Origin of the sequence: Roseibium marinum (genome assembly GCF_002906165.1) — a bacterium.
Taxonomy (GTDB): Bacteria; Pseudomonadota; Alphaproteobacteria; order Rhizobiales; family Stappiaceae; genus Roseibium; species Roseibium marinum.
Genome location: NZ_PPCN01000014.1, coordinates 47355 through 73267, shown reverse-complemented (window position 1 = coordinate 73267; position 25913 = coordinate 47355). Strand labels below are relative to the sequence as shown.

Below are 25913 nucleotides of genomic sequence, written 5' to 3'. Positions count from 1 at the left end.
GGCAGGAACATATGACACTGACCACCACGCTGATAGCGGGCCTCGTGCTCGGCGGCACCTACGCGCTTGTCGCCATGGGACTGACCCTGCAATACGGCATTGCCCGCATCATGAATCTCGCCTATGGCGACATGATCATTACCGCCGCTTTCGCCGCCTTCATCGTGCAGGCCCTGCCGTCGATAAACCCGCTGACAGGACTTGCCATTGTTGTCCCCGGCGGCTTCGTTTTCGGCTATCTGGTCTATGTGTTTCTTCTGTCGCCTCTGGTGAAACGCGCACCAAATCAGGCGGCCCTGGAAGTTGATTCCATCCTGACCACTTTCGGCCTTCTGTTCGTGATCCAGGGCGTATTGCTGGTGCTTTTCGGCAGCAACTACACCAGCTACACATTCCTCAACGTGCCTGTCTCGATCTTCGGCACGACCGTGGCCGCCAACCGGCTGATCGCGCTTGTTCTGGCGCTTGCCATCGGCCTGCTGTTCTATGCGCTCCTGACGCGCACCCGCTGGGGCACGGCCCTCAGGGCGGTTGCGGTTTCACCGCAATCCGCGCAGCTCGTCGGCATCAATACCGACCGCGCCGCCGCCATCGCCTTCGCCATGGGCACGGCCCTTGCCGCAGCCGGCGGCACCGTGATTTCCATGTACCAGACCTTCACCGCCACGGGCGGGGTCGTCTTCACCATGAAGGCCCTTATCGTGGTGATCATGGGGGGCGTCGGCAATCTTCTGGGCGCGCTGACCGCCGGGCTCGTACTCGGCATCGTGGAGACGGCCGTGTCCACCTATGTGGATCCGGGGCTCACTCTGGCCGCGACCTACACGATCTTCCTCGTCGTTCTGCTTTGGCGCCCCGAGGGCCTGTTTGGACGGCGGGTGCGATGATAGCAGCATTTTCCTTCACTGCGCTGGCGGCCGTCTTCACCGCCCTCGCCGCAGCCCCCTTCTTTCTCGGCACATACGGCACAGGGTTCCTGCTCGGGCTTGTCGGATACGTGACGCTCGCAAGCGCCTGGGCGCTGTTTTCCGGGCCGACGCGATACGTTTCGCTCGCAACCGTCGCCTTCTTCGGCATAGGCGCCTATACGGTGGCAGTGCTCTATGAAACCCTGCCCTCCTGGCTCGTTCTGGTGGTCGCCGCACTGATCGGGCTGGTCGTCGCTCTGCTCGTCGGCCTGTCGACGCTGCGTCTGGCCGGCGTTTATTTCGTCATCTTCACGTTCGGTCTGGCCGAGCTGATCCGCCAGATCGTCACCTGGTACGAGGTCAATATCACCGGAACGCTCGGGCGTTATCTTTTCGTCGATTACGGACCCGAGGTCGTCTACTGGAAGCTGCTCGCCCTGTGTGCGGTGACGCTGGCCATCGGTTATCTCGTCAAGCGCAGCCGCTGGGGACTGGCGCTGAAGATGATCGGCGACGACGAAGTGGTCGCGGAGCATTGCGGTCTGCCGACGGCCCGGGTAAAGCTGGCCCTCTTCGCGGCAAGCTCGGTAATCATCACGCTGGTCGGCGCCATCCAGGCACCGCGCTGGACCTATATCGAACCGACGATTGTCTTCAACCCGACCATTTCGTTCCTGACACTGATCATGGCGCTTCTCGGCGGCGCTGGCAGACTGTGGGGTCCCGTGGTCGGAGCAGTACCGCTGTTTCTTCTGTTCGAATGGCTGTCCGCCAACTTCCCCGACCATTATTCGATCATCCTGGGACTTCTGTTCATCGCCATCGTGTTCGTTCTGCCCAACGGTGTGCTCGGCTTCCTCGAAGAACACTGGACCCGGTTGCGCGCGAACAGATCAGCAAAAAGCGATTTAGAGAAACGGGAGGCCGGATGATGCAGGACCTTCTGGACGTCAGGAACCTTACCAAACGTTTCGGTGGGCTAACCGCGGTCAACGATCTGTCCTTCACCCTCCGGCAGGGCGAAGTGGCCGCGCTTCTCGGCCCCAACGGATCGGGAAAGACGACGGCGCTGAACATGATCTCGGGATTCCAGCCCGCTTCGAGCGGCACCGTCCTGCTGGACGGCGAACGGCTGACCGGCAGGCCGCCGCACTGGATCTCCCATGCCGGCGTCGCGCGCACCTTCCAGCTTGTGCGGGTGCTTTCCTCCCTGAATGTGGAAGAAAATATTCTGGCGGCGGTGATGTTCCGCAAGAACCCGCCCGCCAAAGAGACCGCGCAAGAGGAAGTTCAGCGTTTGCTGGAAGACGTCGGCCTGGCGGGACGCTCCAATGAAAATGCCGCTTCGCTCACATACATCGACCAGAAGCGCATGGAGCTCGCCCGGGCACTGGCCTCGAAACCGAAGCTGCTGCTGCTCGACGAATGGCTCGCGGGCCTCAATCCGTCCGAGCTCTCCATCGGCATCGGGCTGATCTCCAACCTCAACGAGAAGGGCATCACCATCCTGCTGGTCGAGCATGTCATGGATGCGATCCGGGCATTGTGTCCGCGCGCGGTTGTCATGAACGCCGGACGCAAGATCGCCGATGGCGCGACCGCCGAGGTGCTCAGGGATCCGGAAGTCGTGCGCGCATATCTGGGAGGCGCCCATGCTGTCGCTTGAGGCCCTTTCCGTGCGCTACGGCAAGCACATCGCCCTGGACAATGTGCACCTGCGCGTCGATCCGGGAGAAACGGTCGTGATCCTCGGTGCGAACGGCGCCGGAAAATCCAGCCTCCTCAAGGCGATTTCAGGGCTGGTGACACCGGAGCCGGGCGCCCGCATCGCACTTGACGGCCACGAACTGGCAGGTGTTCCACCGCACCGGATACCCGATGAAGGGATCGCCCTCGTTCCGGAGGGCCGGGGCATCTTCACGGCGCTCACCGTTGACGAAAATCTCGCCCTTGGCGCCTATTCCAAACGTGCCCGCGCGGGTGAGGCACGGCAGCGGGAATTCATCTTCGATCTGTTCCCACGCCTTGCCGAACGGCGCAAACAGATCGCCGGCACCATGTCCGGCGGCGAACAGCAGATGGTCGCCATCGCAAGGGCGCTGATGTCCAATCCCCGGCTCCTGATGCTGGACGAACCGAGCCTCGGCCTCGCGCCGGTGGTTGTCGGTGAACTCTTCGATGCCCTTGGCCGGATCGGCGCGTCCGGTGTGGCTCTCCTGCTCGTGGAGCAGAACGTGACGATCAGCCTTCAACTCGCCGCAAGGGGATATCTTCTGGAAGTCGGCCGCGTGGTTGGGGAAGGCAGCGCCGTCGAGTTGAAGGAAGACCCCGCCGTTCGGCGCGCATTTCTCGGCCTGAATGCCTGAACCCGGACAGACCGTCTGGAAAACAATAATGACAAACTGGGAAGACTGACATGGATGCACTCGGATTATTGATCGGCACGGAAAACACGCAAGCCTCCGACGGCAGGGTCTTTGAACGCCTCAACCCCATCACCGGCGAGGTCGCCAGCCGTGTCGCCGCCGCCACGAAGGAAGACGCCAGGCAGGCCTGCGACGCGGCCGCCGCCGCTTTCCCCGACTGGGCGGATATGGCTCCCGGCCCGCGCCGGAAACTGCTTCTGGCCGCGACCGCGGCGCTGGAGGCCCGAGCGGATGATTTCGTTGCGGCGATGGCCGACGAAATCGGAGCGACGGAAGGCTGGGCACGGTTCAATGTTCACCTTGCGGCCGACATGCTGCGCGAAGCCGCCGCTCTGACCACCCAGATAAGCGGTGAAATCATTCCCTCCAACCGGAAGGGCAGCCTCGCCATGGGCGTGCGTCAGCCGGTCGGCGTCGTCCTGTCCCTCGCCCCCTGGAATGCCCCGATTATCCTCGGTGTGCGTTCTCTCGCCACACCGCTTGCCTGCGGCAACACAGTGGTGATGAAGACCTCGGAAATCTGCCCGCGCACCCACCGGCTGATCGTCGACGCACTGCGAGAGGGCGGGATACCGCCCGGCGTGCTGAACGCGATCTCCAACGCACCCGAGGACGCGCCGGAAATCGTCGAGACGATGATTTCCCACCCGGCGGTCCGCAGGGTGAATTTCACCGGCTCCACCCGTGTAGGCAGAGTCATCGCGGAAATGTGTGGCCGCAACCTGAAACCCGCCCTTCTGGAACTCGGCGGCAAGGCGCCATTCCTGGTTCTTGACGATGCCGACCTGGACGCGGCCGTTTCCGCCGCCGCCTTCGGCGCCTACATGAACCAGGGCCAGATCTGCATGTCGACCGAACGCATCATCGTCGATGACGCCGTGGCCGAAGCCTTCATCGGCAAATTCGGCACGAAGGTGAAATCGCTCAAGGCGGGCGATCCGAGAAAAGGCGAAACGCCGCTCGGAGCCGTTGTCGATGTGCGGGCCGCGGACCGGATCCAGGAACTCGTCAGAGACGCCGTCAGCAAGGGCGCCGTGCTGATCACCGGTGGCGGCGCTGACGGCGCCGTCATGGACGCCACCCTGCTCGACCGTGTGACCCCGTCCATGCGCATCTATAACGAGGAGAGCTTCGGTCCGGTTGCGATCGTCGTGCGTGTCTCCGGCGAGGACGAAGCGGTGCGGGTGGCGAACGATACTGAATACGGTCTGTCCTCAGCCATTTTCAGCGCCGACGTCAACCGGGCGATGCGCGTTGCCCGCCGGATAGAATCCGGTATCTGCCACATCAACGGGCCAACCGTTCACGACGAGGCGCAAATGCCGTTCGGCGGCGTCAAGGACAGCGGCTACGGCCGCTTCGGAGGCAAGGCCGGCATTGCCGAGTTTACGGAGCTGCGCTGGATCACCATTCAGGACGGGCCTATCCACTATCCGATCTGATTGCGGGACAGATCCCGTCACTCCTATCTCGGAAGCTGCAGATGAAACTGGAAAACAAGACCGCCCTGATTACCGGCGGTGCGGGAAGCCTGGGCCTGGCGACGGCCAGGCTCTTCGTCGAGGAAGGCGCGCGCGTGGTTCTCATGGACCGCGACCGCGCATCTCTCGACAGGGCATCGGAGGCATTGCCGTCCGATCGGGTGTTGTTCCTGACCGCGGATGTCACCTCCGAGCCGGAAATGGCAGCCGCCGTCGAAACCGCGCAAGGGTTCTTCGGAGCCATTGACATCGTGTTTTCCAACGCCGGAAACTTCGGCGAGGTCACACCCATCGCGGACTACCCCCTCGCGGCGTTTCAGAGCGTTCTGAACGTCCATGTGACCGGTGCGTTCCTGACCGCCAAATACGCCGTCCCCGCCATGCGGGACGGCGGCAGCATGATCATCACCTCCAGCGTGGCGGGCACCCGCGGCGATCCCGGCGTCTATGGCTATATCACCGCCAAGCACGCCCAGGTCGGCCTCATGCGCTGTCTGTCAAAGGAGCTCGCTCCAAGACGCATCCGTGTCAACACGGTCCATCCCGGTCCCCTCGACAACAGTTTCCAGCAAGCGGTCGAGGACGGCATCGGAAAGACGCTCGGCGTCGACGGAACGAAAATGTTCAACGACATGATCCCGCTCGGCCGCCACGGCACCGTGGCGGAAGTCGCCCGCGCGGTACTGTTTCTCGCCAGCGACGACAGCAGCTTCACCACAGGTTCGATGCTCATGGCCGACGGCGGCATGAGCGCCTGACGCTCCCGGCCCTCACCGGTGAGCCGACGAGCTCTCTGAAAGGTGGCAAACCGGCGGAAAAATCGTTAGACAAGCGTTCCCACCACGGTTTCGTCAGGTCTCGAATGCGCTCCGGAAAGACTGTCCAACTTGTTATTTTCGACTGCGACGGTGTCCTGATCGACAGCGAAGTGATCAGCGCGCGCATGCTGGTCGCCGAACTCGCCAATCGCGACGTTCACATCACCATGGACTATGTCGCCCATCATTTTCTTGGCCGCAGCTACCCTGTTGTCCTGCAACAGATCCGCAAGGAATTCGGGATCGATCTGCCTCCCGAATTCGAGATCCGTTACCGCGCAAGTCTCCTCAGCGCCTTTGAGAAGGATCTGAAACCGATCTCGGGAGTGCGCTCCGTGATAGAGCGCCTGAAACCGGACTACTGCCTTGCCACAAGCTCCAGCCCGCCGAGGCTGGCAAAGTCGCTCGAGATCACCGGGCTGAAGGATCTGTTTACGGACCGCACGACAACAGCCTCCGAGGTCATGCACGGCAAGCCCGCCCCGGACCTGTTCCTGCTGGCGGCGCAAAAGCGGGGTATAGATCCGGCGGACTGCCTGGTCATCGAGGACAGCGAAAACGGCGTCAGGGCAGGACTTGCCGCCGGCATGCAGGTCTGGCGGTTCATCGGCGGTTCGCACCTCAAAAACCTCGTAAATACCGAAGGCGCTTCCGGTGGCGCCACTAAAGTATTTGCTTCTTTTGAGGAATTCTATCGGCTCAGGCCGGATTTGAGGGTAGGATCCGAGCCGTTGAAATAGACTGCGCCGTACTGAGCTGAAGCTGACACGAACCGTTAAAGCCCTCCTGATTGCTCCGTCCCCTGGGGAATACCTGTCCCCCAGACCGGTCGGAACCGGCACTATTCTTACGCTACGTTAAATAAAGTCGGATACAGTGCACCGGACTGAACCGGAAGGTGTCCAACGAATGCGGTCAAAAGTATCCAGAAATACAGTCATTCCGTTGGCCGCCGCTTTGACGGTGTTCGGGCTCGGCGCGATTGCCGTCTGGCTGATCGCTGCCCAGCAGTTACACGCGGTTCTGAGCGATCAGAAAAATTACGTCGTTCAGAAGATCAGCCTGGAATTCCGTCATCGCGACGAGTTGCTCCAGGACTTCGCGGAGCGCGCCAACCAGGGTTGCTCCGACAAGTTGCTGGAAGAGATGCGCCGCGCCCTCTTCGATCATAACAGCACCCGGGACATTGCCATTCTCGACGATGGCGCGAACGAAATCCGGTGCACGGCCCTGCTCGGTGCTCTGGAACGGCCCGCGCTGCTGCAGCCGGAGGCAGGTCTGCCCACCCCCAAGGAGGGAAGAATCGTCTGGATGAACCCGGCAGGTCTGGACTATCCTCACTCGACCAACCTCGTTGTATTCCGGGAAGGCCCGCTCGCGGTCATCAGTTATCCGGCATGGACCGGCGATCTTCCGGATTATCGCAGATGGGAGGTAACCGCGACCACTCCGAACAGCGGGACGAAAGTGACGGTCCTCGGCCAGAGCGGGGTGTCGGGCGACTACCAATGGTCGAGATGGAACCCCTTTGTCTCGCTTCTCTACGTGCGCTCCTGCGAGCTCGAAAACGGCATCATCTGTCTCTATCTGAATGCGGGACTGGGTGAACTGGCCGCCAACGAATGGCCCCTGCTGGTCACGGGCAATCTTGTCAATGCCACCATGGCCGTCCTGCTTTTTCTGCAGGTCCGCACCCATCTGCTGCTCCGCAATTCGGTCGGCAGCCGGATCCGGCGCTCGATCCGCTCCGGCGGCGTTCAGTTCCGGTGCGTCTACCAGCCGATCATTGACCTGCGTTCCGACCGGCTTTCCGGTTGCGAGGTTCTGGCCCGCTACGAGGATGAGTACGGACCGCTTTCACCTGCCGAATTCATTCCGGAAGTGGAGCGGCAGCAATTGACCTGGGCCTTCACGGAAATTGTGCTCTCCCGCGCGCTTAAGGATCTGGAACCGATTCTGGATAGGCATCCGGAGCTGAACGTCTCGGTGAATTTCTTTCCCGGCGATCTCGACGACGTCCACGTGGAGCGGCTCAGCACGAACCCATCGCTCCGGTGGGCGGCCAGCCGCAAATTCCGGCTGTGCTTCGAAATCCTGGAGACGGGCATACTCTCGGCGGACCACATGCAGAAAGTCCAGAGATTCCTGGACCGATGCGGGTTCCTGACCGCGATCGACGATTTCGGAACCGGCTACTCCAACATCTCCCAGGTCAGGGACAGCCACATCAACCTCATCAAGATCGATCGGTCCTTTGTTCAGGAACTCGACCGGAAACTGCCCGCCATGCGCGCCTCCCTGGTCGGCCCGATGATCGAGATCGCCCGCTCGATTAATGTCGAGGTCGTCGCCGAAGGCATCGAAACGGAAACTCAACTGTCGCAGATCAAGGAATTGAAGGTACGTTTCGGCCAGGGTTTTTTCCTCTCGAGACCCCTCGAAACCGACGCTTTCCGGGACTTCGCGCAAGCCGACCGGAACAATGCGCCGCAGACCGTCGTCAGCATGAAACGTTCGTGAGGACACAAGCGGATGCGGGTCTGGCGTCTCATAGGCGGTTCCTGTCCGGCATCCCGGATGAATTCAGGGGACGCGTCGACGGGAGTCACGCAAGTATTTGCATCTTTCGAGGAATTCCATCAGCTTAGGTCACGAATTCAAGACTGGGCAACGGCTGAGATGAAACAGAAAAACACTGCCGAGACCTCCCGGCTCGATGACGCGGCGCGCGCCGGATGGCTGTATTATGTCGCCGGCAATACACAGGACGAAATTGCCCGCAAACTCGGCGTCTCGCGCCAATCCGCGCAGCGCCTCGTCTCCCTTGCGGTCAGCGAGCGGCTCGTCAAGGTGCGGCTAGATCACCCGATCGCCCGGTGCATGGAACTCAGTGCCCGGATGATCGACCGTTTCGCATTGCAGAGCTGCGAAGTTGTTCCCAGCGATCCGGACGCACCGTCCTCGACGATCGGCATCGCCCAGGCGGCTTCCGCCGAAATGGAACGTCATTTCAACTCGCAGCAACCCAAGATCATTGCCTTTGGCACCGGCCGCACGCTCAGGGCTTCGGTCGACCAGGTCCCGTCCATGGACTGCCCGCAGCACCGTATTGTCTCTCTGCTCGGCAACATGATGTCGGACGGCTCGGCATCGGCCTACAACGTCATCATCCGCCTCGCAGACCGGATCAATGCCAGGCACTACCCCATGCCCCTGCCTGTCTTCGCCAGGTCCAGGGAAGAACTGCATCTTCTGCATAATCAGGAAGCGGTTCACAGCATCCTGGATCTCATCCGTCAGGCGGACGTGACCTTTGTCGGCATCGGCAATATGGGACCCACGGCTCCGCTTGCGGTCGACGGCTTCGTCAGCCTGGACGAAATGCGCGCCCTGCAAAGGGCCGGAGCGATCGGCGAGATTACCAGCTGGGTGTACAACAGCAGCGGCGCCCTAATCAGCGGCCTCACCAACGATCTTGTCGCGAGTGCCCCCTTGCGGCCTGCCGGCGAGAAACCGGTCTACGGTGTCGCTGCCGGCGAGGTCAAGGTGCCGGCAATGCTGGGTGCTCTCGCGGGCAGGTTCATCAACTGCCTGATCACCAACGAGACCACTGCTGAGCAATTGCTCAAGGCGTGAGCGAATTCTCATCATCTGCAACTAACTGAATTAAAACATTTTTTTGCACTGCAGCGAGGAATTATCTATTTTTTAGGTGATTCCTTCCTTGACTCAAGCACAAATAAAGAGCGAATATTTGCCCGCAAGAATGGCAAATGCCCAATCTCGCTTGGGAGGAAAATATGGCATTTCATACCCGTGCGCTGCTCGGCGCATGTGCGGTTGCAGCACTGTGTGCTCCGGCGACCGCAGAAACACTCACCATCGCGACCGTGAACAACGGCGACATGATCCGCATGCAGGGTCTGACGCAGGATTTCACCGACAAGACCGGCCACACTGTCGAGTGGGTCACGCTTGAGGAAAACGTCCTTCGCCAGCGCGTTACCCAGGACATCGCCGCCAAGGGCGGCCAGTTCGACATCATGACCATCGGCATGTACGAAACGCCGATCTGGGGCAAGCAGGACTGGCTGGTCGCGCTTGACGATCTGCCGGACAGCTACGACACCGACGACATCCTGCCCGCCATGCGCGGCGGTCTGTCCGTCGACGGCACGCTCTACGCCGCACCGTTCTACGGCGAAAGCTCCATGATCATGTATCGGACCGATCTGATGGAGAAGGCCGGGCTGGAAATGCCCGACGCGCCGACCTGGGAATTCGTTGCCGACGCGGCTCGCAAGATGACCGACAAGGACAACGAAATCTACGGCATCTGCCTACGGGGCAAGGCCGGCTGGGGCGAGAACATGGCGTTCCTGACCGCAACCGGCAATTCCTTTGGCACCCGCTGGTTCGACGAAGACTGGAAGCCCCAGTTCGACAGCCCGCAGTGGAAGGAAACCCTCACCTTCTATATCGATCTGCTGAACGAAGCAGGTCCTCCGGGCGCTTCGACCAACGGCTTCAACGAAAACCTGTCGCTGTTCCAGCAGGGCAAGTGCGGCATGTGGATCGACGCCACCGTGGCGGCCTCCTTCGTGACCAATCCGGACGATTCCACCGTGGCCGACAAGGTCGGTTTTGCCCTGGCACCGGACACCGGCCTTGGCAAGCGCGGCAACTGGCTCTGGGCCTGGGCGCTCGCCATTCCGGCAGGCACCCAGAAGGAAGCAGCCGCCAAGGAATTCATCGAATGGGCAACTTCCAAGGAATACCTTGACCTTGTCGCTTCGAAAGAAGGCTGGGCAAACGTTCCTCCCGGGACGCGGACTTCTCTTTACGAGAATCCGGAATACGCCAAGATCCCGTTTGCGAAGATGACCCTGGACAGCATCAATTCGGCTGATCCGACCAATCCGACTGTCGACCCGGTTCCCTATATCGGTGTGCAGTTTGTTGCCATCCCCGAGTTCGCGGGCATTGCAACCCAGGTCGGCCAGGAATTCTCCGCCGCTCTGGCGGGTCAGCAAACGGTTGACGAAGCTCTGGCCAAGGCACAGGCCCTGACGGCGGAAGAAATGGAAGCCGCGGGCTACTAGCGTCTCCTCCCGAACTTGGGAGGGCGGGTTACATCCCGCCCTCTCTTTCTCTGAAAAAGCTTTCACCCATCATTGACGGAAAGTCCCGTCGACAGATCAGGTGTGACCCATGGCAACCCAGCATTCCCGCTCCGCCGCCCGCATCATGATGGCGCCCGCCGTCGTTCTGCTGCTCGGCTGGATGCTCATCCCGCTGACGATGACCCTCTACTTCTCCTTCAAGAAGTACCTGCCGCTGCGCGGCGGCGACCTTGGATGGGTCGGGTTCGACAACTACGTCCGCTTCGTTTCCTCCAGCGCCTTCTGGCCCAGCGTTCAAACGACGCTCATCATTGTCGGCGGCGTGCTGCTGATCACCGTCATCCTCGGTGTCCTTCTCGCGATCCTGCTGGATCAGCCGCTTTGGGGACAGGGCATCGTCCGGATTCTCGTGATCGCGCCCTTCTTCGTCATGCCGACGGTCTCGGCGCTGGTCTGGAAGAACATGTTCATGGATCCCGTGAACGGTCTTTTCGCGCATCTGTGGAAATTCTTCGGCGCGCAGCCGGTGGAATGGCTGAGCGACGCCCCCCTCTTCTCGATCATTATGATCGTATCCTGGCAGTGGCTGCCCTTCGCGACGCTGATCCTTCTGACCGCGATCCAGTCTCTCGACAGCGAGCAGCTGGAAGCCTCCGAGATGGACGGCGCACCGCCCCTTTCGCGCTTCGGCTATATCATTCTGCCGCACCTGTCCCGCGCCATCACGATCGTCGTGCTGATCCAGACGATCTTCCTGCTGGCGGTCTTCGCGGAGATCTTCGTGACCACGCAGGGATCCTTCGGCACACGCACACTGACCTATCTGATTTTCCAGCGCGTTCTGGAGAGCCAGAATGTCGGGCTGGGATCCGCGGGCGGTGTTTACGCAATCATTCTGGCCAACATTGTCGCGATCTTCCTGATGCGCATTGTCGGCAAGAATCTGGACTCTTGAGGAGGAGAGACCATGGCCCGTGCAGTCACCACACGCCGCAAGGCCCTCAACACGCTGATCGCGTGGAGTATCGGTCTGCTGATATTCTTTCCCATCCTCTGGACGATCCTGACCAGTTTCAAGACCGAGGCCCAGGCGATCAACGACCCGCCGCTGTTCCTTTTCTTTGACTGGACCCTCGAGAACTACGCCGTCGTCCAGGAGCGTTCGGACTACATGCGCTTCCTCTGGAACTCGGTGATCATCGCCGGCGGCTCCACCGTGATAGGTATCCTGATCGCGGTGCCCGCCGCCTGGTCCATGGCTTTCGTGCCCTCAAAACGCACCAAGGACATTCTGCTGTGGATGCTGTCGACGAAAATGCTGCCGGCCGTCGGCGTCCTCTACCCGATCTACCTGCTCTTCATCGAGCTGGGGCTGCTCGATACCCGTGTCGGCCTGACGATCGTCCTCATGCTGATCAACCTGCCGATCATCGTCTGGATGCTGTACACCTACTTCAAGGAAATTCCGGGGGAAATTCTCGAGGCCGCCCGCATGGACGGCGCGGCCCTGAAAGAAGAGATCCTCTACATCCTCACGCCAATGGCCGTGCCCGGTATCGCCTCCACCTTGCTGCTCAACATCATCCTGGCCTGGAACGAGGCGTTCTGGACCTTGAACCTGACCGCGGCGAAAGCCGCCCCCCTGACAGCATTCATTGCCAGCTATTCCAGCCCGGAAGGTTTGTTCTACGCCAAGCTGAGCGCCGCCTCCACAATGGCGATCGCACCCATTCTCATTCTGGGCTGGTTCAGCCAGAAACAGCTAGTGCGCGGCCTGACCTTCGGCGCGGTCAAATAGGAGCCTGATCATGGGTCAGATAACCCTCAAGCAGATTACCAAGAACTTCGGCGACGTTCAGGTTATCCCGCCGCTGGATCTGCGCATCGACGATGGTGAGTTTGTTGTCTTTGTCGGTCCGTCCGGCTGCGGCAAGTCCACTCTCCTGCGCCTGATCGCCGGACTGGAGGACGTCACCAGCGGTGCGATCACCATTGACGACAGGGACGCCACCGAAGTTCCACCGGCCAAACGCGGCCTTGCCATGGTGTTTCAGTCCTACGCGCTCTACCCGCATATGTCGGTGCGCAAGAACATCGCCTTTCCTCTGCGCATGGCCGGTCTCGACAAGGCCGCCCAGAACGCCAAGGTGGACGCGGCGGCAAAAGTCCTGAACCTGACGGATTATCTCGACCGCCGTCCCGGTCAGCTTTCCGGCGGCCAGCGCCAGCGCGTCGCGATCGGCCGGGCGATCGTGCGCGAACCGGACGCCTTCCTGTTCGATGAACCGCTGTCCAACCTCGACGCGGCGCTGCGCGTCAACATGCGGCTGGAAATCTCCGAACTGCACCAGACGCTCAAGACCACCATGATCTACGTGACGCACGACCAGGTCGAAGCCATGACCATGGCGGACAAGATCGTCGTCCTGCAGGCGGGCGTGATCGAGCAGGTCGGCTCACCTCTGGAGCTCTACCACACGCCGCGCAACAAGTTCGTCGCAGGCTTCATCGGCTCGCCGAAGATGAATTTCCTTGCCGGAGAATACGCCGCCGGATATGGCGCGGCGACCATCGGCGTCCGGCCGGAACACATTTCGGTCTCCTCGAGCGAGGGAGCCTGGCCCGGCAAGGTCGGGGTCTCGGAACATCTCGGCTCCGACACGTTCCTTTATGTCGATATCGACGGCGTTGACGAACCGATCACGGTCCGCTCAAGCGGGGAGATCAGCGCGCGTCACGGCGATAACATCTATCTCACCCCGGATGTCAGCAAGATCCACCGCTTCGACAACCAGGATCTCAGAATCGCATGAGACTGAAAGGCAAATCCGCGCTGATCACCGGCGCGGCGCGCGGCATCGGCAAGGCCTTTGCCCACCGCTACGTGCAGGAAGGCGCGACCGTGGCGATCGGCGACATCAACATGGCGGGCGCTGAAGCTGCCGCATCGGAGATCGGCCCGGGCGCCTGGGCCGTGCAGTTGGACGTCACCAGCCAGGCCTCGATTGACGCCGCCATCGCTTCGGTCGAGGCGAAAACCGGCGGCATCGACATTCTGATCAACAATGCCGCGCTGTTCGATCTGGCGCCGGTCGTGGATATCACGAGGGACAGCTATCAGCGTCTGTTCGACATCAATGTCGGCGGAACCCTGTTCATGATGCAGGCGGCAGCGAAGTCGATGATCGGCCGCGGGAAAGGCGGCAAGATCATCAACATGGCCAGCCAGGCGGGCCGCCGGGGCGAGGCTCTGGTTGGCGTCTATTGCGCCACCAAGGCGGCTGTCATCAGCCTCACCCAGTCTGCCGGGCTCGACCTGATCCGCCACGGCATCAACGTCAACGCCATTGCCCCCGGCGTCGTTGACGGCGAGCACTGGGACGGCGTCGACGCGCTTTTTGCAAAATACGAAGGACTGAAGCCCGGCGAGAAAAAAGCCGCGGTCGGTGCCGCCGTGCCCTATGGCCGGATGGCAACCGCGGAGGATCTCACCGGCATGGCCGTGTTCCTGGCGTCCGGTGAGGCCGACTACATTCTGGCCCAAACCTATAACGTCGACGGCGGCAACTGGATGAGCTGACCAATGACCCAAAAACTAGATAAGACTGTGCTCAATTCTCTTCCCGACACCATCAGCAGACCCGCATATGACCGCGCGGATCTATCGCCCGGCATCGTGCATATCGGTGTCGGCAACTTCCACCGCGCCCATCAGGCCATCTATCTGGACAGGCTGTTCAGTCTTGGCGAGGGGCACGACTGGGCAATTGTCGGTGCGGGGCTCAAGCCCTATGACGCGGCCATGCGGGAGCGGCTGAAGCCCCAGGACTGGCTCACCACCGTCGTAGAACTCGACCCGAAGGGGCTGAGCGCGCGGATCTGCGGTTCGATGATCGATTTCGTCGACGTCGACCCGGCAGCCCTGATCCGCAGGCTGGTGGAACCCGGCATCCGCATCGTTTCGATGACCATCACCGAAGGCGGATACTATGTCGATGCGAATACCGGCGGCTTCGACAGCGGCCATCCGGAAATTCAGGCGGACCTGGAAAATCCGGATCATCCCCGCACCGTGTTCGGCGTACTGGTTGCCGCCCTCATGAAACGCAGGGCCGCCGGTGTCGCACCGTTCACCGTCATGTCCTGCGACAACCTTCCCGAAAACGGGCATATGGCAAAGCAGGCGGTCGTCGGTTTCGCACGTGCCCTGTCCGCAGATGCGGCCGACTGGATCGCCGAACATGTCGCTTTCCCGAATGGCATGGTCGATTGCATCACCCCGGCAACCGGAGACCGGGAACGCAATCTCGTGCGCGACACCTTCGGCATCGAGGATGCCGCGCCTGTCGTCTGCGAACCGTTCCGGCAATGGGTGCTTGAGGACAATTTTCCCACGGGACGCCCGGCGCTTGAAAAGGTCGGCGTCGAATTCGTCAGGGACGTCGCGCCCTACGAACTCATGAAATTGCGCATCCTCAATGGCGGCCATGCGGCCATCGCCTATCCGAGCGCGCTTCTGGGCCATTATTTTGTCCATGACGCCATGGCGGACCCGCTGATCCGCGACTTTCTCAGGAAACTGGAGGAAGACGAGATCCTGCCCACCGTCCCGGAAATTCCGGGGGTCAGCTTTGACGATTATCTGACAACGATTACGGAGCGCTTCTCCAACCCGGCGGTGGGCGACACCATTCCCCGCCTTTGCCTCGACGGATCGAACCGCCAGCCGAAATTCATCCTGCCGACCATCCAGGACCGGCTCGACAGAGGCCTGCCCATCAAGGGGCTCGCTCTCGAAACAGCCCTGTGGTGCCGTTACTGTCTGGGAACGGACGAGGCCGGGAATGCGATCCGCCTTGAAGACGACAATGCCGGCAAGCTGAGCGCCTGGGCGGCGAGTGTCTATGACACATCGTCCGGGGAATTCGAGATGCCGGATCTGCTCGGCAACCTCGCCTGCGAACCGGCCTTTTTTCAGGCCTTCCGCGAAGCCGCGCGGACCATCGCAACGCTGGGTGTCACCGAAACGCTCAAGGCCTATCTCAAGGGTTAGTCTCGAAAACTCAACTCTCGTTTGAATGTGAATGCCGGTGACTTCACAACGCTATCCGGACGGCCTACTGCTGGCGCGTCCGGTGCGCGAGCAAACGCCAGTTTCGTTTCTCTGCGTGCGGACTGGTGCAGTTTCAAAACCGGGGCGACGGCATGACGAGGTTCAATCGGCGCGAGTTTCTGGGCGGATGTGCGGCGATGGCCGTGGCTGGCGGACCGGCCTATGCCGAAGAGGATGATCTGCGGGCTCTTGGGCTTTCCCGACCACTCATTGCGATCGAGACACCGGAACTCGGGATAGCGGATCTTCAAGGAGACATTCACCGCCTCGACGACTACCGGGGCAAAACCGTCATCGTCTCGTTCTGGGCGGCATGGTGCCCGCCCTGCCGCAAGGAATTGCCGACGCTTGCCAGGCTGAGGCGGCAACTCGGCTCCGATGACTTCGCGGTTCTTGCGGTGAATGCCGGTGACCGGGAAGACCGCATTCGCGCATTCCTTGAGGGCATCGACAGCGATGGACTGATAGTTCTTGCGGACACGAAAAGAACGCTGTCCGGCACATGGTTCATCAAAGGCCTGCCGGTCACCTATATTCTCAACAGATCCGGCCAGGCCGTCCTCACCGCCATCGGCGACCGGATCTGGGATTCGCCCCGAATGATTGCGGCCATCCGGTCATTGGGCTGAACCGGGCGCCGGCACGACGAGGGGGACATTGGAATCTCCAAAACGTGTGAGCGCCAGCGGAAAGTCATAGGCATCCGACAGGAGATCGGCCCGCATCACGTCGTCCCGGACTCCGAAAGTCAGACGCTTGCCGTTTTTCATGACCAGAATGCGGTCCGCGAAGGCCGCGGTCAGGTTGAGATCATGCATTACCGCGACAACACCGCCGCCCGCAGCGGCGTAACCGGCCGCGAGCCGCATGATCTGGAACTGGTGCTTGATGTCGAGGCTGGAGACCGGTTCGTCCAGAAACAGCCAGCGCGGCTGACCATCGGCCGCCACCGGCTCCCAGACTTGGCAGAGCACCCGGGCAAGCTGCACCCGCTGCTGTTCGCCACCTGAGAGCTCCTGGTAGCTTCGCCCCTCGAACCCGTGGAGCCCGACTTTCGCAAGCGCATCTGCAATCCGGCGGGTTCGGCCGTCCCTGCCCCGCCGCCTGTCGATCACGCCCAGACCCACGACTTCCGAGACATTGAGCGGAAACGAGATCTGGCTCGCCTGCGGCAGGACCCCGCGCAGTCGCGCCAGATATTCCGCCGAGAGCTTTCCGGTCTCCAGTCCTGCGAGCCGGATCGATCCGGAATAGGCCAGCTCACCGGTCATCGCCTTCAGCAGGGTTGTCTTGCCCGACCCGCTCGGCCCGATGATCGCCGTGAACTCTCCCGCATGGGCATTGAAGGTAACTTCCCGGATGATCGGGACGCGGCCTATGGAAACGCCGGCGCAGTCAACCTGGAGTTCGGATGAGGACTGCTCCTCCGCGAGCTTGAACTGATGCAACCTGCGTTCCTTTCAAAGACCGGTGAGGCCGCGTTTGCGCAGCAGGATCCAGAGGAAGAACGGCGCTCCGGCAAAGGCGGTGATGATGCCGATAGGCAGCTCGGCGGGGGCGACGATGGTGCGGGCGAGCGTATCGGCGCCGATCAGAAGGATTGCGCCCAGTAGCGCCGACGCGGGCAGGAGATACTTGTGGTCGGGACCGATGGTCAGCCGCAGAAGATGCGGCACCACGATGCCGACAAAGCCGATCCCGCCGCTGACGGCCACCGACGCGCCGGTCGCCGCGGCGACCAGCAGGATGCTGATGTTCTTCAGCCGCTGCACCCGGATGCCGATATGGGCCGCCGCCGCCTCTCCAAGGGTCAGCCCGTTCAACCCCCTTGCCAGAAACGGCACGCTGACCAGCATGACCCCGATGATGGGAGCGGCCGAGGCCACCTTTTCCCAGTTGGACCCGGCAAGCGAACCGAGTCCCCAGAACTGCAGGTCCCGCAATTGCTGGTCATCGGACGCATAGACAAGAAGACCTGTCATTGCCCCGGTAAGGGCGCCCAGCGCGATACCGGCAAGCAGGAGCGTTGCGACGGAAGTGATCCCGCCCCTTGTGCCGATCCGGTAAAGCAGCAACGTGGTGATCAGACCGCCAACAAAGGCCGCGACCGGCACCGCGTAGATGCCGAGTACCGCAACCACGGGCGCCAGCACCGCATTCCCCAGCACGATGAAAAGCGCCGCCCCGAGCCCGGCCCCGGCCGAAACGCCGACGATACCGGGATCGGCGAGCGGATTACGGAACAAGCCCTGCATGACCGCCCCGGCGACCGCGAGCGCCGCCCCGACCAGGGCACCAAGCACCACGCGCGGCAAACGGATTTCCATGACGACAATCCAGTCGCGGACCGACACGCCCTCCGGCGCACCGGCGCTTGCCGCCAGAACGCGCCCTGGCATGTGCGGCAGAAGCTCCAGTACGGGAATGGCGATAGGACCGATCGCCAGACTGCCGAGCATTGTCACCAGGGCCAGGACAACCAGAAGTGCGATGGCGGCACGCGCAAGAGGTTCACGGTTTCCGCTACTTGCTTCAGGTCTGCCGAACCAGGCAAACCGCCGGGCAGATCGTTCGGGGAGTATTATGCCGGTCATGCTATCGGTCAGTTCCGGACACTTGAGAGCTCCACGGCAAGGTCGCCGACCGCATCCGCTGTCCGGGGCCCGAAGCCGAGCAGATACTGTCCGCCCATTGTAATCAGCCTGTTGTTCCTGCCAGCCGGCGTCTGCGCCAGGGCGGGATGGCTGAACAGCTCATCGGCGCCTGCGCCGTGATTGCCGTTCCGCGCCATCATCAGCACCACATCCGGCGCCGCGCTGATGATGGCCTCGTCGCTGAGCTGCTTGTAGCCAGAAAAATCGGCCACAGCGTTTTGCGCGCCGGCGAGTTTGAGTATGCCGTCGGCAGCCGTATCGGATCCGGACGCCAGAATGCGCCCGCCGTTGGTCGATAGAATGAACAGAACGCGCACGCCGGATGTCTGTCCGGCCGCTTTGCTCCGCGCCGCTTCAAGGTCGGTTTCCAGCTTGAGCGCCAGCTCTTCAGCCTTCTCCGGCACGGCCAGAGCCGCGCCGATTGCGCGCACCTTGGCCACAATGCCTTCGGCCGTGAAGGCATGCGGGATGTTCGCGATGGCGATGCCGGATTGCTGGAGAAGATCGACGGTCTCGCGCGGGCCACTGCCTTCCAGCATCAGGATCAGCTCCGGCTCGACGGACAGCACGCCTTCCGGCGACAGCGCCCGCATATAGCCGACATCCGGCAATTCCAGTGCTTCCTCGGGATAGGTGCTCGTGCTGTCGCGTGCGATCAGACGCCCTTCTTCGCCGAGCGCATAGACCACTTCGGTCACCGAGCCGCCGACCGCGACAATGCGTTTCGCGGAAGACTGTTGCGTGCCTTCGGCGAAAAGCGATTTGGCCGGCGTGACGAGGGCGGCGGCGGTCAGGGCCGTCGCCACGGCAACGCCGTAAAGACGGGAATGCAAAAGCGTCTTCATTCCGCCACCTCCAATTCTACGGCGCGATCCAGCCTCGGCAGGTTTTCCACCAGGCTCCGCCAATCGCCACGCTCGGCATTGCCTTCGCCGCGCACGCCGAAGAACTGGATGATCTGCTGCCCGTCGCGGTCATAGGCCTCGATCGAGGTGACGTGGCCGATATCGGCGGGTTTACGCACCGCCCAGACCTCGTGGATATGGTCGGTGCGAAGGTGCAGATGAAAGGTTGGATCCATGATGTTGATCCAGGGTCCTCTGTCCATCACCGTTTCCACCACTCCGGTGTGGATCTGGATACAACCCCGATTGCCGACAAAGCACATGAGCGGAATTCTTTCCGAAGCCGTGAGCCGCAAAAGAGCCGGAACCGACCCGGCGTCCAGAGGCCAGGCCCATGTCTCGCCCGCAAGTTCGAAAGCGCTGACCCGGTCGAGATCGAGATCCTTGAGCAATCCGTGAAACTGATGGGGGTCCTTCATCGCCCGCCAGCGCTCGCGCAGCGCTGTTTCAACGCCCTCAGACGGGATTTTTCGGCGAAACGGCTCAGCCCGGGTCACCTCCGGCAACACGTCTTCCCTCTGATCCTCCAGGCTCAGCCGGTCGACCAGCCGTTCCCAGGCCACCATGTCCGTTTCCGGGCGGGCGTGAATTTTCTGGACAGCGTCTCCATGCGCATCGAAAAACTGCAGCGACCTGCGCACATCCTTGCCGTCCGTCTTTTCAACGGCAAACCCATGCACCCAGTTGCCGGGAAACATGCGCATGTCGATCTGTTCGCCCAGCATCAGGGCGGCCCGCTTGCCCTGAATGAACTTTTCGAAAGGCCCGATCTTTTCGTGAACGGCGCTTTTGTTGCGGGTCAGCGCCATGACTTCACCAACCTCTTTCAGTCCCGGAAAAAGATCGTCGAACCGCGGCTCGATCCGGCGGGTTCCGTGTCCGACGAAGCTTGCCACCAGTTCCGCTTCGCTCACGCCGAGGCTGCTGGCCAGATCCCGTTCCCGCGTTTTCGGATTTTGAGCGCGCGCCTCTCTGATAGCAGCGGCGCTCGGTCTGTTTTCGTTGGAATCCTGATCGGCGTTCATGCGTCTTGCCTTCATTGACTATGTTCTGCGTCACCGCGGCCACCGCAGCTCAAGTCTTGCCACGCCTCCAGACCGGTAACCTGCTGGCAACGAACGATAAATTGGAACCGTTCTAAAGAGGGCAAGAAGCGCGACGGCCGCTATCTTATACTTGACTCCTATACTCACGTTTCATATTGACTTCAATACCTGAGTTGTTAACTCATGTTTAGAACGCTGTTTGAGAGGCAGCGATAAAGGACGCGAATAACGCGCATTTTGGAGTAATTTAATGGGGCTCACGATAACCGGACACGCTCAGCTGATGGGTGGTGTCGCTCTCTGGGTTATGGTTTTAAATGGCGGCGTGGCCGCACAGGACGCACCGGTAACGCCGGTAACGCCGCTTCAGCGGATTGTCGTCGGAACGGGTAACGACAAGGTAGCCATCGATACGCCGCAGGCGGTGACCGTGCTGGATCAGGAAGCGATCGACGCCCAGCAAGCGCGTACAATAGGGGACCTCTTCAGCGAAGTCCCGGGCGTGACGCCGATCGGCAGCAACTCGGTGCTGGGGGAAAGTTTCAACATCCGCGGCATCGGCGAAGCATTTTCCGGTGACGAGAACCGGATCATCATTCAGGTCGACGGTGTCAACAAGTTCTATGAACAGTACCGGATGGGATCGTTCTTTTCCGATCCCGAACTTTACAAGCAGGTCGAAGTCTTGCGCGGCCCGGCCTCATCGACGCTCTACGGTTCAGGCGCCATGGGCGGCGTCATCACCTTCACGACCAAGGATGCAAGCGACTTTCTCGATCCGGGCGACAGGATCGGCGGACGCTTGAAAACCTCCTGGGATTCCAACGGCAACGGCTGGCTCGGCAGCGCGATAATCGCGGCGGAACCGGTCAAGAACCTCGAACTGCTCGGCAATCTCAACTACCGGCAGTCCCAGGATATCAAGGACGGCCAGGGCAATGACATCAACGACACCGACTTCAGTTCGGTCAATGGTCTGATCAAGGCCCGCTATACCTTCGGGGAAAACGACGATCAGTCGGTCTTCGCCAGCTACGAGAACTGGTCAAGCGACGAGGACGACCAGAATTACGACCAGATCAGCTGGGGTCCGGATTTCGGCGAAGTCGACCGCACGGTGACCGATCAGACCGCCATTATCGGCTACGAAAATTCGTTCTACGGCAACGACCTTCTTGATGTGAAGGCGCAGGTGAGCTGGTCGGACACAAGAGTGGAACAGAAGAACCAGGACGAGCTCTGCGTCCAGTTCGCACCGCCTCCCGCGCCTCCGACCTGCTACTACCCCTTCGGTTACAACTCCGAATATTCTTATGAAACCTGGCAAGGCAAGGCCGACAACGTGGCGACCTTCCAGCTTGGTGAGAGCTGGATGGCCTATCTGACGACGGGTATCGACGGACAGTATCAGGAGCGGCGCAATCCGCGAGATTTCGGATCGTATCAGCGCAGCGGATCCGGATCCCATCCGGAAGGGGAAACCACCAATGTCGGCGGTTACACCCAGGCCGAACTGGTCTGGAACGACCGGATCACCCTCATTCCGGGCATGCGCATCGACTACTCCAACGTCTCGGTCGACAGCTATGTCGACGGCAGCGGCAACACGATCAATCTGAACGAGGACAAAAGCGAGGTCGGCTACTCTCCGAAACTTGCCGCGATGATCAAAATGTCCGACTGGTTCGGAGTCTTCGGCTCCATCGCCCACACGGAGCGCCTGCCCTCCCTGGACGAGGTCTTCACCAACTACACGCTCAACGACGTCGAAAAGGAGCTGTCCAACAACTTCGAGGCCGGCTTCACCTTGTCCTTCGACGATCTGGCTCTGGAAGGCGACGCCTTCCGGCTGAAGGCGACCGCGTTCCGCAACAATGTCACCAACTTCTATGCGAGCTACTGGGACGGCACGTCGGTCGTGACCGAAATCATCCCGAAGGCGCGCTATGAAGGTCTGGAACTCGAGGCGTCCTACGCGACGAACAGCGTTTACGGAACACTTGGCGCCTCCCTGATCCGCGGCGAGAATGCCACCACCGGCGGTTATCTCAATGCCATTCCCGCCGACAATGCCTTCCTGAAAATCGGCTACCTATACCGCCCCTGGAACCTGGACTTCGGCTGGAAGGGTGACTTCTACGCTTCCCAGGATCTGGTCGGCGACGACGAGGAAAAAACCGCCGGTTATGCCCTGCATAACCTTTATGCGGCCTGGAAGCCGACTGAAGGTCACTTGGCCGACAGCGAGTTCCGTTTCAATGTCGACAACGTGTTCGACAAATCTTACCGCAACCACCTCAGCGACGATGAAGGTGCGGGCCGCAGCTTCAAGCTGAGCTTCGCCAGGAAGTTCTGACCGCCACCCCGCCGCCTGTCCCCGCGGGCGGCGGGCTTACCGGAGTTTTTTAAAGATGGCAGTGCGAATATCGAAATCTATCCTTCCCGCTCTGTATGCAGGGCTGCTCGGACTTTGTGCCACGCTACCCGTCCATGCCCAGTCGGAAGCACCGGCCATCACGCTTGAACTCAACAAGGCGGAGGACAGCGGAGAAAACTGCCGGCTGTCCTTCGTCATGACCAACGGCACCGGCCGGCCTATCGAGTCCGCCGCCTATGAACTCGTTCTTTTCACGAAGGACGGCGTCATCAACCAGATGTCCGTCTTCGATTTCGGCGCGCTCCCCGAGGGCAAGACGGTTGTCCGGCAATTCGAGCTTCCCGCTCTGGACTGCGCGCAGGCGGGAAACCTGCTGATCAACGGCCCGGCCGGTTGCCCGGCGGATCAGGCTCCCGCGCATTGCACCGCGCCTCTCAGGCTCTCCAGCCGGACCGGCTTCACTCTCACCCAATAGGAACGCATCATGGTGTCTGACGTTTTCGATCATATCGCCTCGCTCCTGCAACTCGGCGGACCCGTCGTCACGGTGATCGCGGGTCTCTCGGTGGTGGCGACCGCGCTTGTCCTGGTCAAGGTCTTCGAGTTTCTTTCCTGCGGCATCGGTAACGACACCAGGGCGCAGAAAGCCGTTCATCACTGGCATGCCGGACAACTGGCAAAGGCGAAGGCAAGCAACGCGCAGCCGAAGAGCGCTGCCGGCAGAGCCGTCGCAACCGCCCTTTCCCTGCTGGAATTGCGCAAGGACAAGGCGGAAATCGAGGAACGTATCGGCGTGCAGGCGGCGGGAGACCTGCATCATTTTTCCAAAGGCGTGCGTGCCCTTGAGGCCATCGCCCAGATCGCGCCTCTCATCGGCCTGTTCGGCACCGTGCTCGGCATGATCGAAGCCTTTCAGGCACTGCAATCCGCCGGAAGCAATGTCGATCCGTCCGCCCTTGCCGGCGGCATCTGGGTCGCGCTGATGACGACGGCGGCCGGGCTCGGGGTCGCCATGCCGGTATCTCTGGCCGTCACCTGGCTTGAAGGACGGCTGGAGACGGAGCGCGTGTGCATCGAGACGCTGACCTCTTCCCTGCTGCTGCAGCAACTGCCGGAACTGCAAGCCGCTCCATCCTCAAGGGGGCAGAACCTCTCCTATGCGCGTTGAACGGCCGGTCAGAAAGCAGAAACCGATTTCCCTGACGCCGCTTGTCGACGTCATTTTCCTGCTTCTGCTGTTCTTCATGCTGTCTTCCACCTTCACCTCCTTCGGCCAGGTGGAGATCGGCGCACCGGCCGGTGGCGGCGGCAGTGGGGCGGCACCCAAGGCGTTGCTGGTCCTGCGGGAGGACAAGCTCCTGCTGAACGGCAGCGAGATAGAATCCGGACATCTGGAGGAAGAGGCGCGCAAGCTTGTTGAGCGCGATACCGGCAGTCTCTTGGTGCTGGTGCGCGGCGGCACCACCACCCAGGAACTGGTGACGGTCGTCAGCAGACTGAGGACCGTTCCGGATCTCGGTGTCACGGTTGCGGGCACCGAATGATCAGGGTTCCACGCAAACCGGCGAGACGGCCGCTGGAAACGACGATCTCGCTGATCAATATCGTTTTCCTGATGCTGATCTTTTTCCTCGTCGCCGGCCGGCTGGCCCCGCCGCAGGACCCGGAAGTTACCCTGTCGCAAGCCGAAAAGGCTGATCCGCTGCCGCCACCTGACGCGCTTTACGCCCGCGCCGACGGCACGCTTCATTACCGGGAGCAGCCGGTGAGCGCGCAGGAATACCTGTCACAGCACATTTTAGCCGAGGAGACCTCCAAGCCGGTTGTCAGGCTCGCCGCCGACGAAAGCCTGAAGGCGGAAGACCTGCTGCGCCATGTCGGCGCGCTTTACCGGGCTGGTGCCGGGCGGGTCGTCATCGTAACCAGGACATCGTCCGAATGAAGACGTTCCGCACACCCTTGATTATCGCGCTCGCCGTGTCGCTTGCCATCCATCTCCTCGCCGTGGCGATGACGTTGCAAAGCCGCCCGGACCTCGAAATCGAGGGCGCCGGTGAAGTCCTTCACGCCGTGCTCGGCCAATCGCCGTTCGACACTCTTGTTGCCGGAACCATCGCCCAGTCGGAAAGAACGGAGCCTGTTGAGACCCAAGAGGTTCAAACGCCTGTCGAACCGGAAACAGCGACCGCGAAGCCGGTGGAAACCGCCCGCGTTGCCAGGGTGGAACCGCTTGACTCCGTAAAGGTGGCGGTGCCCGTACAGACGGTCGAAGCCATAAAACCGGTCCAGCCTCGCCCGTCCCAAGTGTCTGCAAGCCTTGCGGCTTCATCAACCGCCGCCCTCGCCATTCCGGTCACCCCGAAACTGCAACCGGAAAGTCCGGCGGCCGTCCAGCAAGTCGAAACCGTCGAAGCCGGGAGCGTTATACGCCAGCCTGCTCCGGCCCGGCCCGCGGAGCAGGTTTCCGCGGCAGCAGTTCCTCTCAAGGCAGTAACTCCCGAGGCGCTTCCGCCCTCGAAAGTGATCGAAGCCATTGTTGCCGAAGCACCGGCAGCCGAAACCGGTGTGTCGGCTCCCCGCACAAAACCGGAGCCTCCGGCAAAACAGGTTTCCCAGGTGCTACCTGATAAAGCTCCGCCACCCGACACCGCGAAACCGGCCAAACCACTGCCCAGGGCGGAAAAGGCAACCAGTAGCGGCGCCGGCGGCAAGTCGGCCAAAACGACCCCGAAAGGCGGATCTCAGCGGAAGGGAAAGGCGAAAACCGCGGGCAATTCCGACGTCACGAATTACCCTGCCAAGGTTCATCGCAAGCTTATGAGATCCGTACGCGCTGTTGGAGGCAGCAGGCGCGCCAAGGGCGATGCGGTGGTCCGTTTCACGGTCCACAGCAACGGCTCGGTCGCCTCCGTTCGCCTTGCCCGCTCCTCCGGCTCCAAACCTTTCGATCAGGCGGCCTTGAAGGCGGTCAGCCGCGCCGCCCCTTTCCCGCCGATCCCGAGCTCCGCCGGACGCAGCAGCTGGACTTTCACCCTGCCGGTGGCGATGAGGTGAACAGTTCT

26 protein-coding genes are annotated in these 25913 nt (G+C 61.5%); 22 read left to right on the top strand and 4 right to left on the bottom strand.

Translation table 11 applies throughout. From position 1 onward, the window contains the following. Window positions 1-11 precede the first annotated feature (11 nt). From CLV41_RS23955 to CLV41_RS23880, 16 genes are all read left to right on the top strand, one after another. Entirely contained in the window at window positions 12-887 is an 876-nt protein-coding gene (locus tag CLV41_RS23955; RefSeq protein ID WP_103225009.1) for a branched-chain amino acid ABC transporter permease, read from the top strand. Continuing rightward, the gene (locus CLV41_RS23950; RefSeq protein WP_103225008.1) at window positions 884-1840 is read left to right on the top strand and encodes a branched-chain amino acid ABC transporter permease; all 957 of its coding nucleotides are present in this window, start codon (window positions 884-886) and stop codon (window positions 1838-1840) included. The genes CLV41_RS23955 and CLV41_RS23950 overlap by 4 nt, the downstream gene beginning before the upstream one ends. Further along, the gene (locus CLV41_RS23945; protein WP_103225052.1) at window positions 1840-2574 is read left to right on the top strand and encodes an ABC transporter ATP-binding protein; all 735 of its coding nucleotides are present in this window, start codon (window positions 1840-1842) and stop codon (window positions 2572-2574) included. The genes CLV41_RS23950 and CLV41_RS23945 overlap by 1 nt, the downstream gene beginning before the upstream one ends. Then, on the top strand, window positions 2561-3274 hold the full coding sequence (locus CLV41_RS23940; RefSeq protein WP_103225007.1) for an ABC transporter ATP-binding protein: 714 nt from the start codon (window positions 2561-2563) through the stop codon (window positions 3272-3274). The genes CLV41_RS23945 and CLV41_RS23940 overlap by 14 nt, the downstream gene beginning before the upstream one ends. A 50-nt stretch (window positions 3275-3324) precedes the next feature. Further along, a complete protein-coding gene (locus CLV41_RS23935; protein WP_103225006.1) occupies window positions 3325-4776 on the top strand; it encodes an aldehyde dehydrogenase in 1452 nt (483 codons plus the stop codon). Between the two features lie 41 nt (window positions 4777-4817). Continuing rightward, a complete protein-coding gene (locus CLV41_RS23930; protein WP_103225005.1) occupies window positions 4818-5573 on the top strand; it encodes an SDR family NAD(P)-dependent oxidoreductase in 756 nt (251 codons plus the stop codon). Between the two features lie 104 nt (window positions 5574-5677). Continuing rightward, a complete protein-coding gene (locus CLV41_RS23925) occupies window positions 5678-6373 on the top strand; it encodes an HAD family hydrolase (RefSeq protein ID WP_103225004.1) in 696 nt (231 codons plus the stop codon). A gap of 169 nt (window positions 6374-6542) precedes the next feature. Next, complete coding sequence (locus CLV41_RS23920; RefSeq protein ID WP_103225003.1) at window positions 6543-8153, top strand: EAL domain-containing protein; 1611 nt, start codon at window positions 6543-6545, stop codon at window positions 8151-8153. Between the two features lie 159 nt (window positions 8154-8312). Next, window positions 8313-9269 carry a sugar-binding transcriptional regulator gene (locus CLV41_RS23915; RefSeq protein WP_103225002.1) on the top strand — a complete coding sequence of 319 codons (957 nt, stop codon included), beginning with the start codon at window positions 8313-8315 and terminating at the stop codon, window positions 9267-9269. 164 nt (window positions 9270-9433) lie between these two features. After that, window positions 9434-10735: an ABC transporter substrate-binding protein gene (locus CLV41_RS23910; RefSeq protein WP_103225051.1), complete on the top strand. Its 1302-nt coding sequence runs from the start codon at window positions 9434-9436 to the stop codon at window positions 10733-10735. A 109-nt stretch (window positions 10736-10844) separates the two neighbouring features. Continuing rightward, on the top strand, window positions 10845-11711 hold the full coding sequence (locus CLV41_RS23905) for a carbohydrate ABC transporter permease (RefSeq protein WP_103225001.1): 867 nt from the start codon (window positions 10845-10847) through the stop codon (window positions 11709-11711). 12 nt (window positions 11712-11723) lie between these two features. Further along, window positions 11724-12554, top strand: a complete 831-nt coding sequence (locus tag CLV41_RS23900) for a carbohydrate ABC transporter permease (RefSeq protein WP_103225000.1) — start codon at window positions 11724-11726, stop codon at window positions 12552-12554. A gap of 10 nt (window positions 12555-12564) precedes the next feature. Then, a complete protein-coding gene (locus tag CLV41_RS23895) occupies window positions 12565-13569 on the top strand; it encodes an ABC transporter ATP-binding protein (protein ID WP_103224999.1) in 1005 nt (334 codons plus the stop codon). Continuing rightward, the gene (locus CLV41_RS23890; RefSeq protein WP_103224998.1) at window positions 13566-14336 is read left to right on the top strand and encodes an L-iditol 2-dehydrogenase; all 771 of its coding nucleotides are present in this window, start codon (window positions 13566-13568) and stop codon (window positions 14334-14336) included. Before CLV41_RS23895 ends, CLV41_RS23890 begins: the two co-directional genes overlap by 4 nt. 3 nt (window positions 14337-14339) lie before the next feature. Next, window positions 14340-15809, top strand: a complete 1470-nt coding sequence (locus CLV41_RS23885) for a mannitol dehydrogenase family protein (protein WP_103224997.1) — start codon at window positions 14340-14342, stop codon at window positions 15807-15809. Window positions 15810-15961: 152 nt separating this feature from the next. After that, window positions 15962-16498 carry a TlpA family protein disulfide reductase gene (locus CLV41_RS23880; RefSeq protein ID WP_103224996.1) on the top strand — a complete coding sequence of 179 codons (537 nt, stop codon included), beginning with the start codon at window positions 15962-15964 and terminating at the stop codon, window positions 16496-16498. On the opposite strand, the gene CLV41_RS23875 is transcribed toward CLV41_RS23880, so the two are convergent. From CLV41_RS23875 to CLV41_RS23860, 4 genes are read right to left on the bottom strand one after another with little or no spacing between them, the layout of a single operon-like run. After that, on the bottom strand, window positions 16487-17317 hold the full coding sequence (locus CLV41_RS23875; RefSeq protein ID WP_103224995.1) for a heme ABC transporter ATP-binding protein: 831 nt from the start codon (window positions 17315-17317) through the stop codon (window positions 16487-16489). The genes CLV41_RS23880 and CLV41_RS23875 overlap by 12 nt on opposite strands. Window positions 17318-17329: 12 nt before the next feature. Beyond that, the gene (locus CLV41_RS23870; protein WP_103224994.1) at window positions 17330-18463 is read right to left on the bottom strand and encodes a FecCD family ABC transporter permease; all 1134 of its coding nucleotides are present in this window, start codon (window positions 18461-18463) and stop codon (window positions 17330-17332) included. An 8-nt stretch (window positions 18464-18471) separates the two neighbouring features. Beyond that, window positions 18472-19368 carry a heme/hemin ABC transporter substrate-binding protein gene (locus tag CLV41_RS23865; protein WP_103224993.1) on the bottom strand — a complete coding sequence of 299 codons (897 nt, stop codon included), beginning with the start codon at window positions 19366-19368 and terminating at the stop codon, window positions 18472-18474. Continuing rightward, window positions 19365-20468, bottom strand: coding sequence for a hemin-degrading factor (locus tag CLV41_RS23860; RefSeq protein WP_235867233.1), 1104 nt, complete (start codon window positions 20466-20468; stop codon window positions 19365-19367). The genes CLV41_RS23865 and CLV41_RS23860 overlap by 4 nt, the downstream gene beginning before the upstream one ends. A gap of 256 nt (window positions 20469-20724) precedes the next feature. Between CLV41_RS23860 and CLV41_RS23855 the strand changes: the two genes are divergently transcribed. The 6 genes from CLV41_RS23855 to CLV41_RS23830 are packed head-to-tail and all read left to right on the top strand — an operon-like array spanning window position 20725 to window position 25905. Further along, a complete protein-coding gene (locus CLV41_RS23855; protein ID WP_208987708.1) occupies window positions 20725-22830 on the top strand; it encodes a TonB-dependent receptor domain-containing protein in 2106 nt (701 codons plus the stop codon). A gap of 55 nt (window positions 22831-22885) precedes the next feature. Beyond that, a complete protein-coding gene (locus CLV41_RS23850; protein WP_103224991.1) occupies window positions 22886-23326 on the top strand; it encodes a hypothetical protein in 441 nt (146 codons plus the stop codon). Between the two features lie 9 nt (window positions 23327-23335). After that, the gene (locus CLV41_RS23845) at window positions 23336-24019 is read left to right on the top strand and encodes a MotA/TolQ/ExbB proton channel family protein (protein WP_103224990.1); all 684 of its coding nucleotides are present in this window, start codon (window positions 23336-23338) and stop codon (window positions 24017-24019) included. Continuing rightward, window positions 24009-24395: a biopolymer transporter ExbD gene (locus CLV41_RS23840; RefSeq protein ID WP_103224989.1), complete on the top strand. Its 387-nt coding sequence runs from the start codon at window positions 24009-24011 to the stop codon at window positions 24393-24395. Before CLV41_RS23845 ends, CLV41_RS23840 begins: the two co-directional genes overlap by 11 nt. Then, the gene (locus CLV41_RS23835; protein ID WP_103224988.1) at window positions 24392-24793 is read left to right on the top strand and encodes an ExbD/TolR family protein; all 402 of its coding nucleotides are present in this window, start codon (window positions 24392-24394) and stop codon (window positions 24791-24793) included. The genes CLV41_RS23840 and CLV41_RS23835 overlap by 4 nt, the downstream gene beginning before the upstream one ends. Further along, window positions 24790-25905 carry an energy transducer TonB family protein gene (locus CLV41_RS23830; protein ID WP_103224987.1) on the top strand — a complete coding sequence of 372 codons (1116 nt, stop codon included), beginning with the start codon at window positions 24790-24792 and terminating at the stop codon, window positions 25903-25905. The genes CLV41_RS23835 and CLV41_RS23830 overlap by 4 nt, the downstream gene beginning before the upstream one ends. Window positions 25906-25913 lie beyond the last annotated feature (8 nt).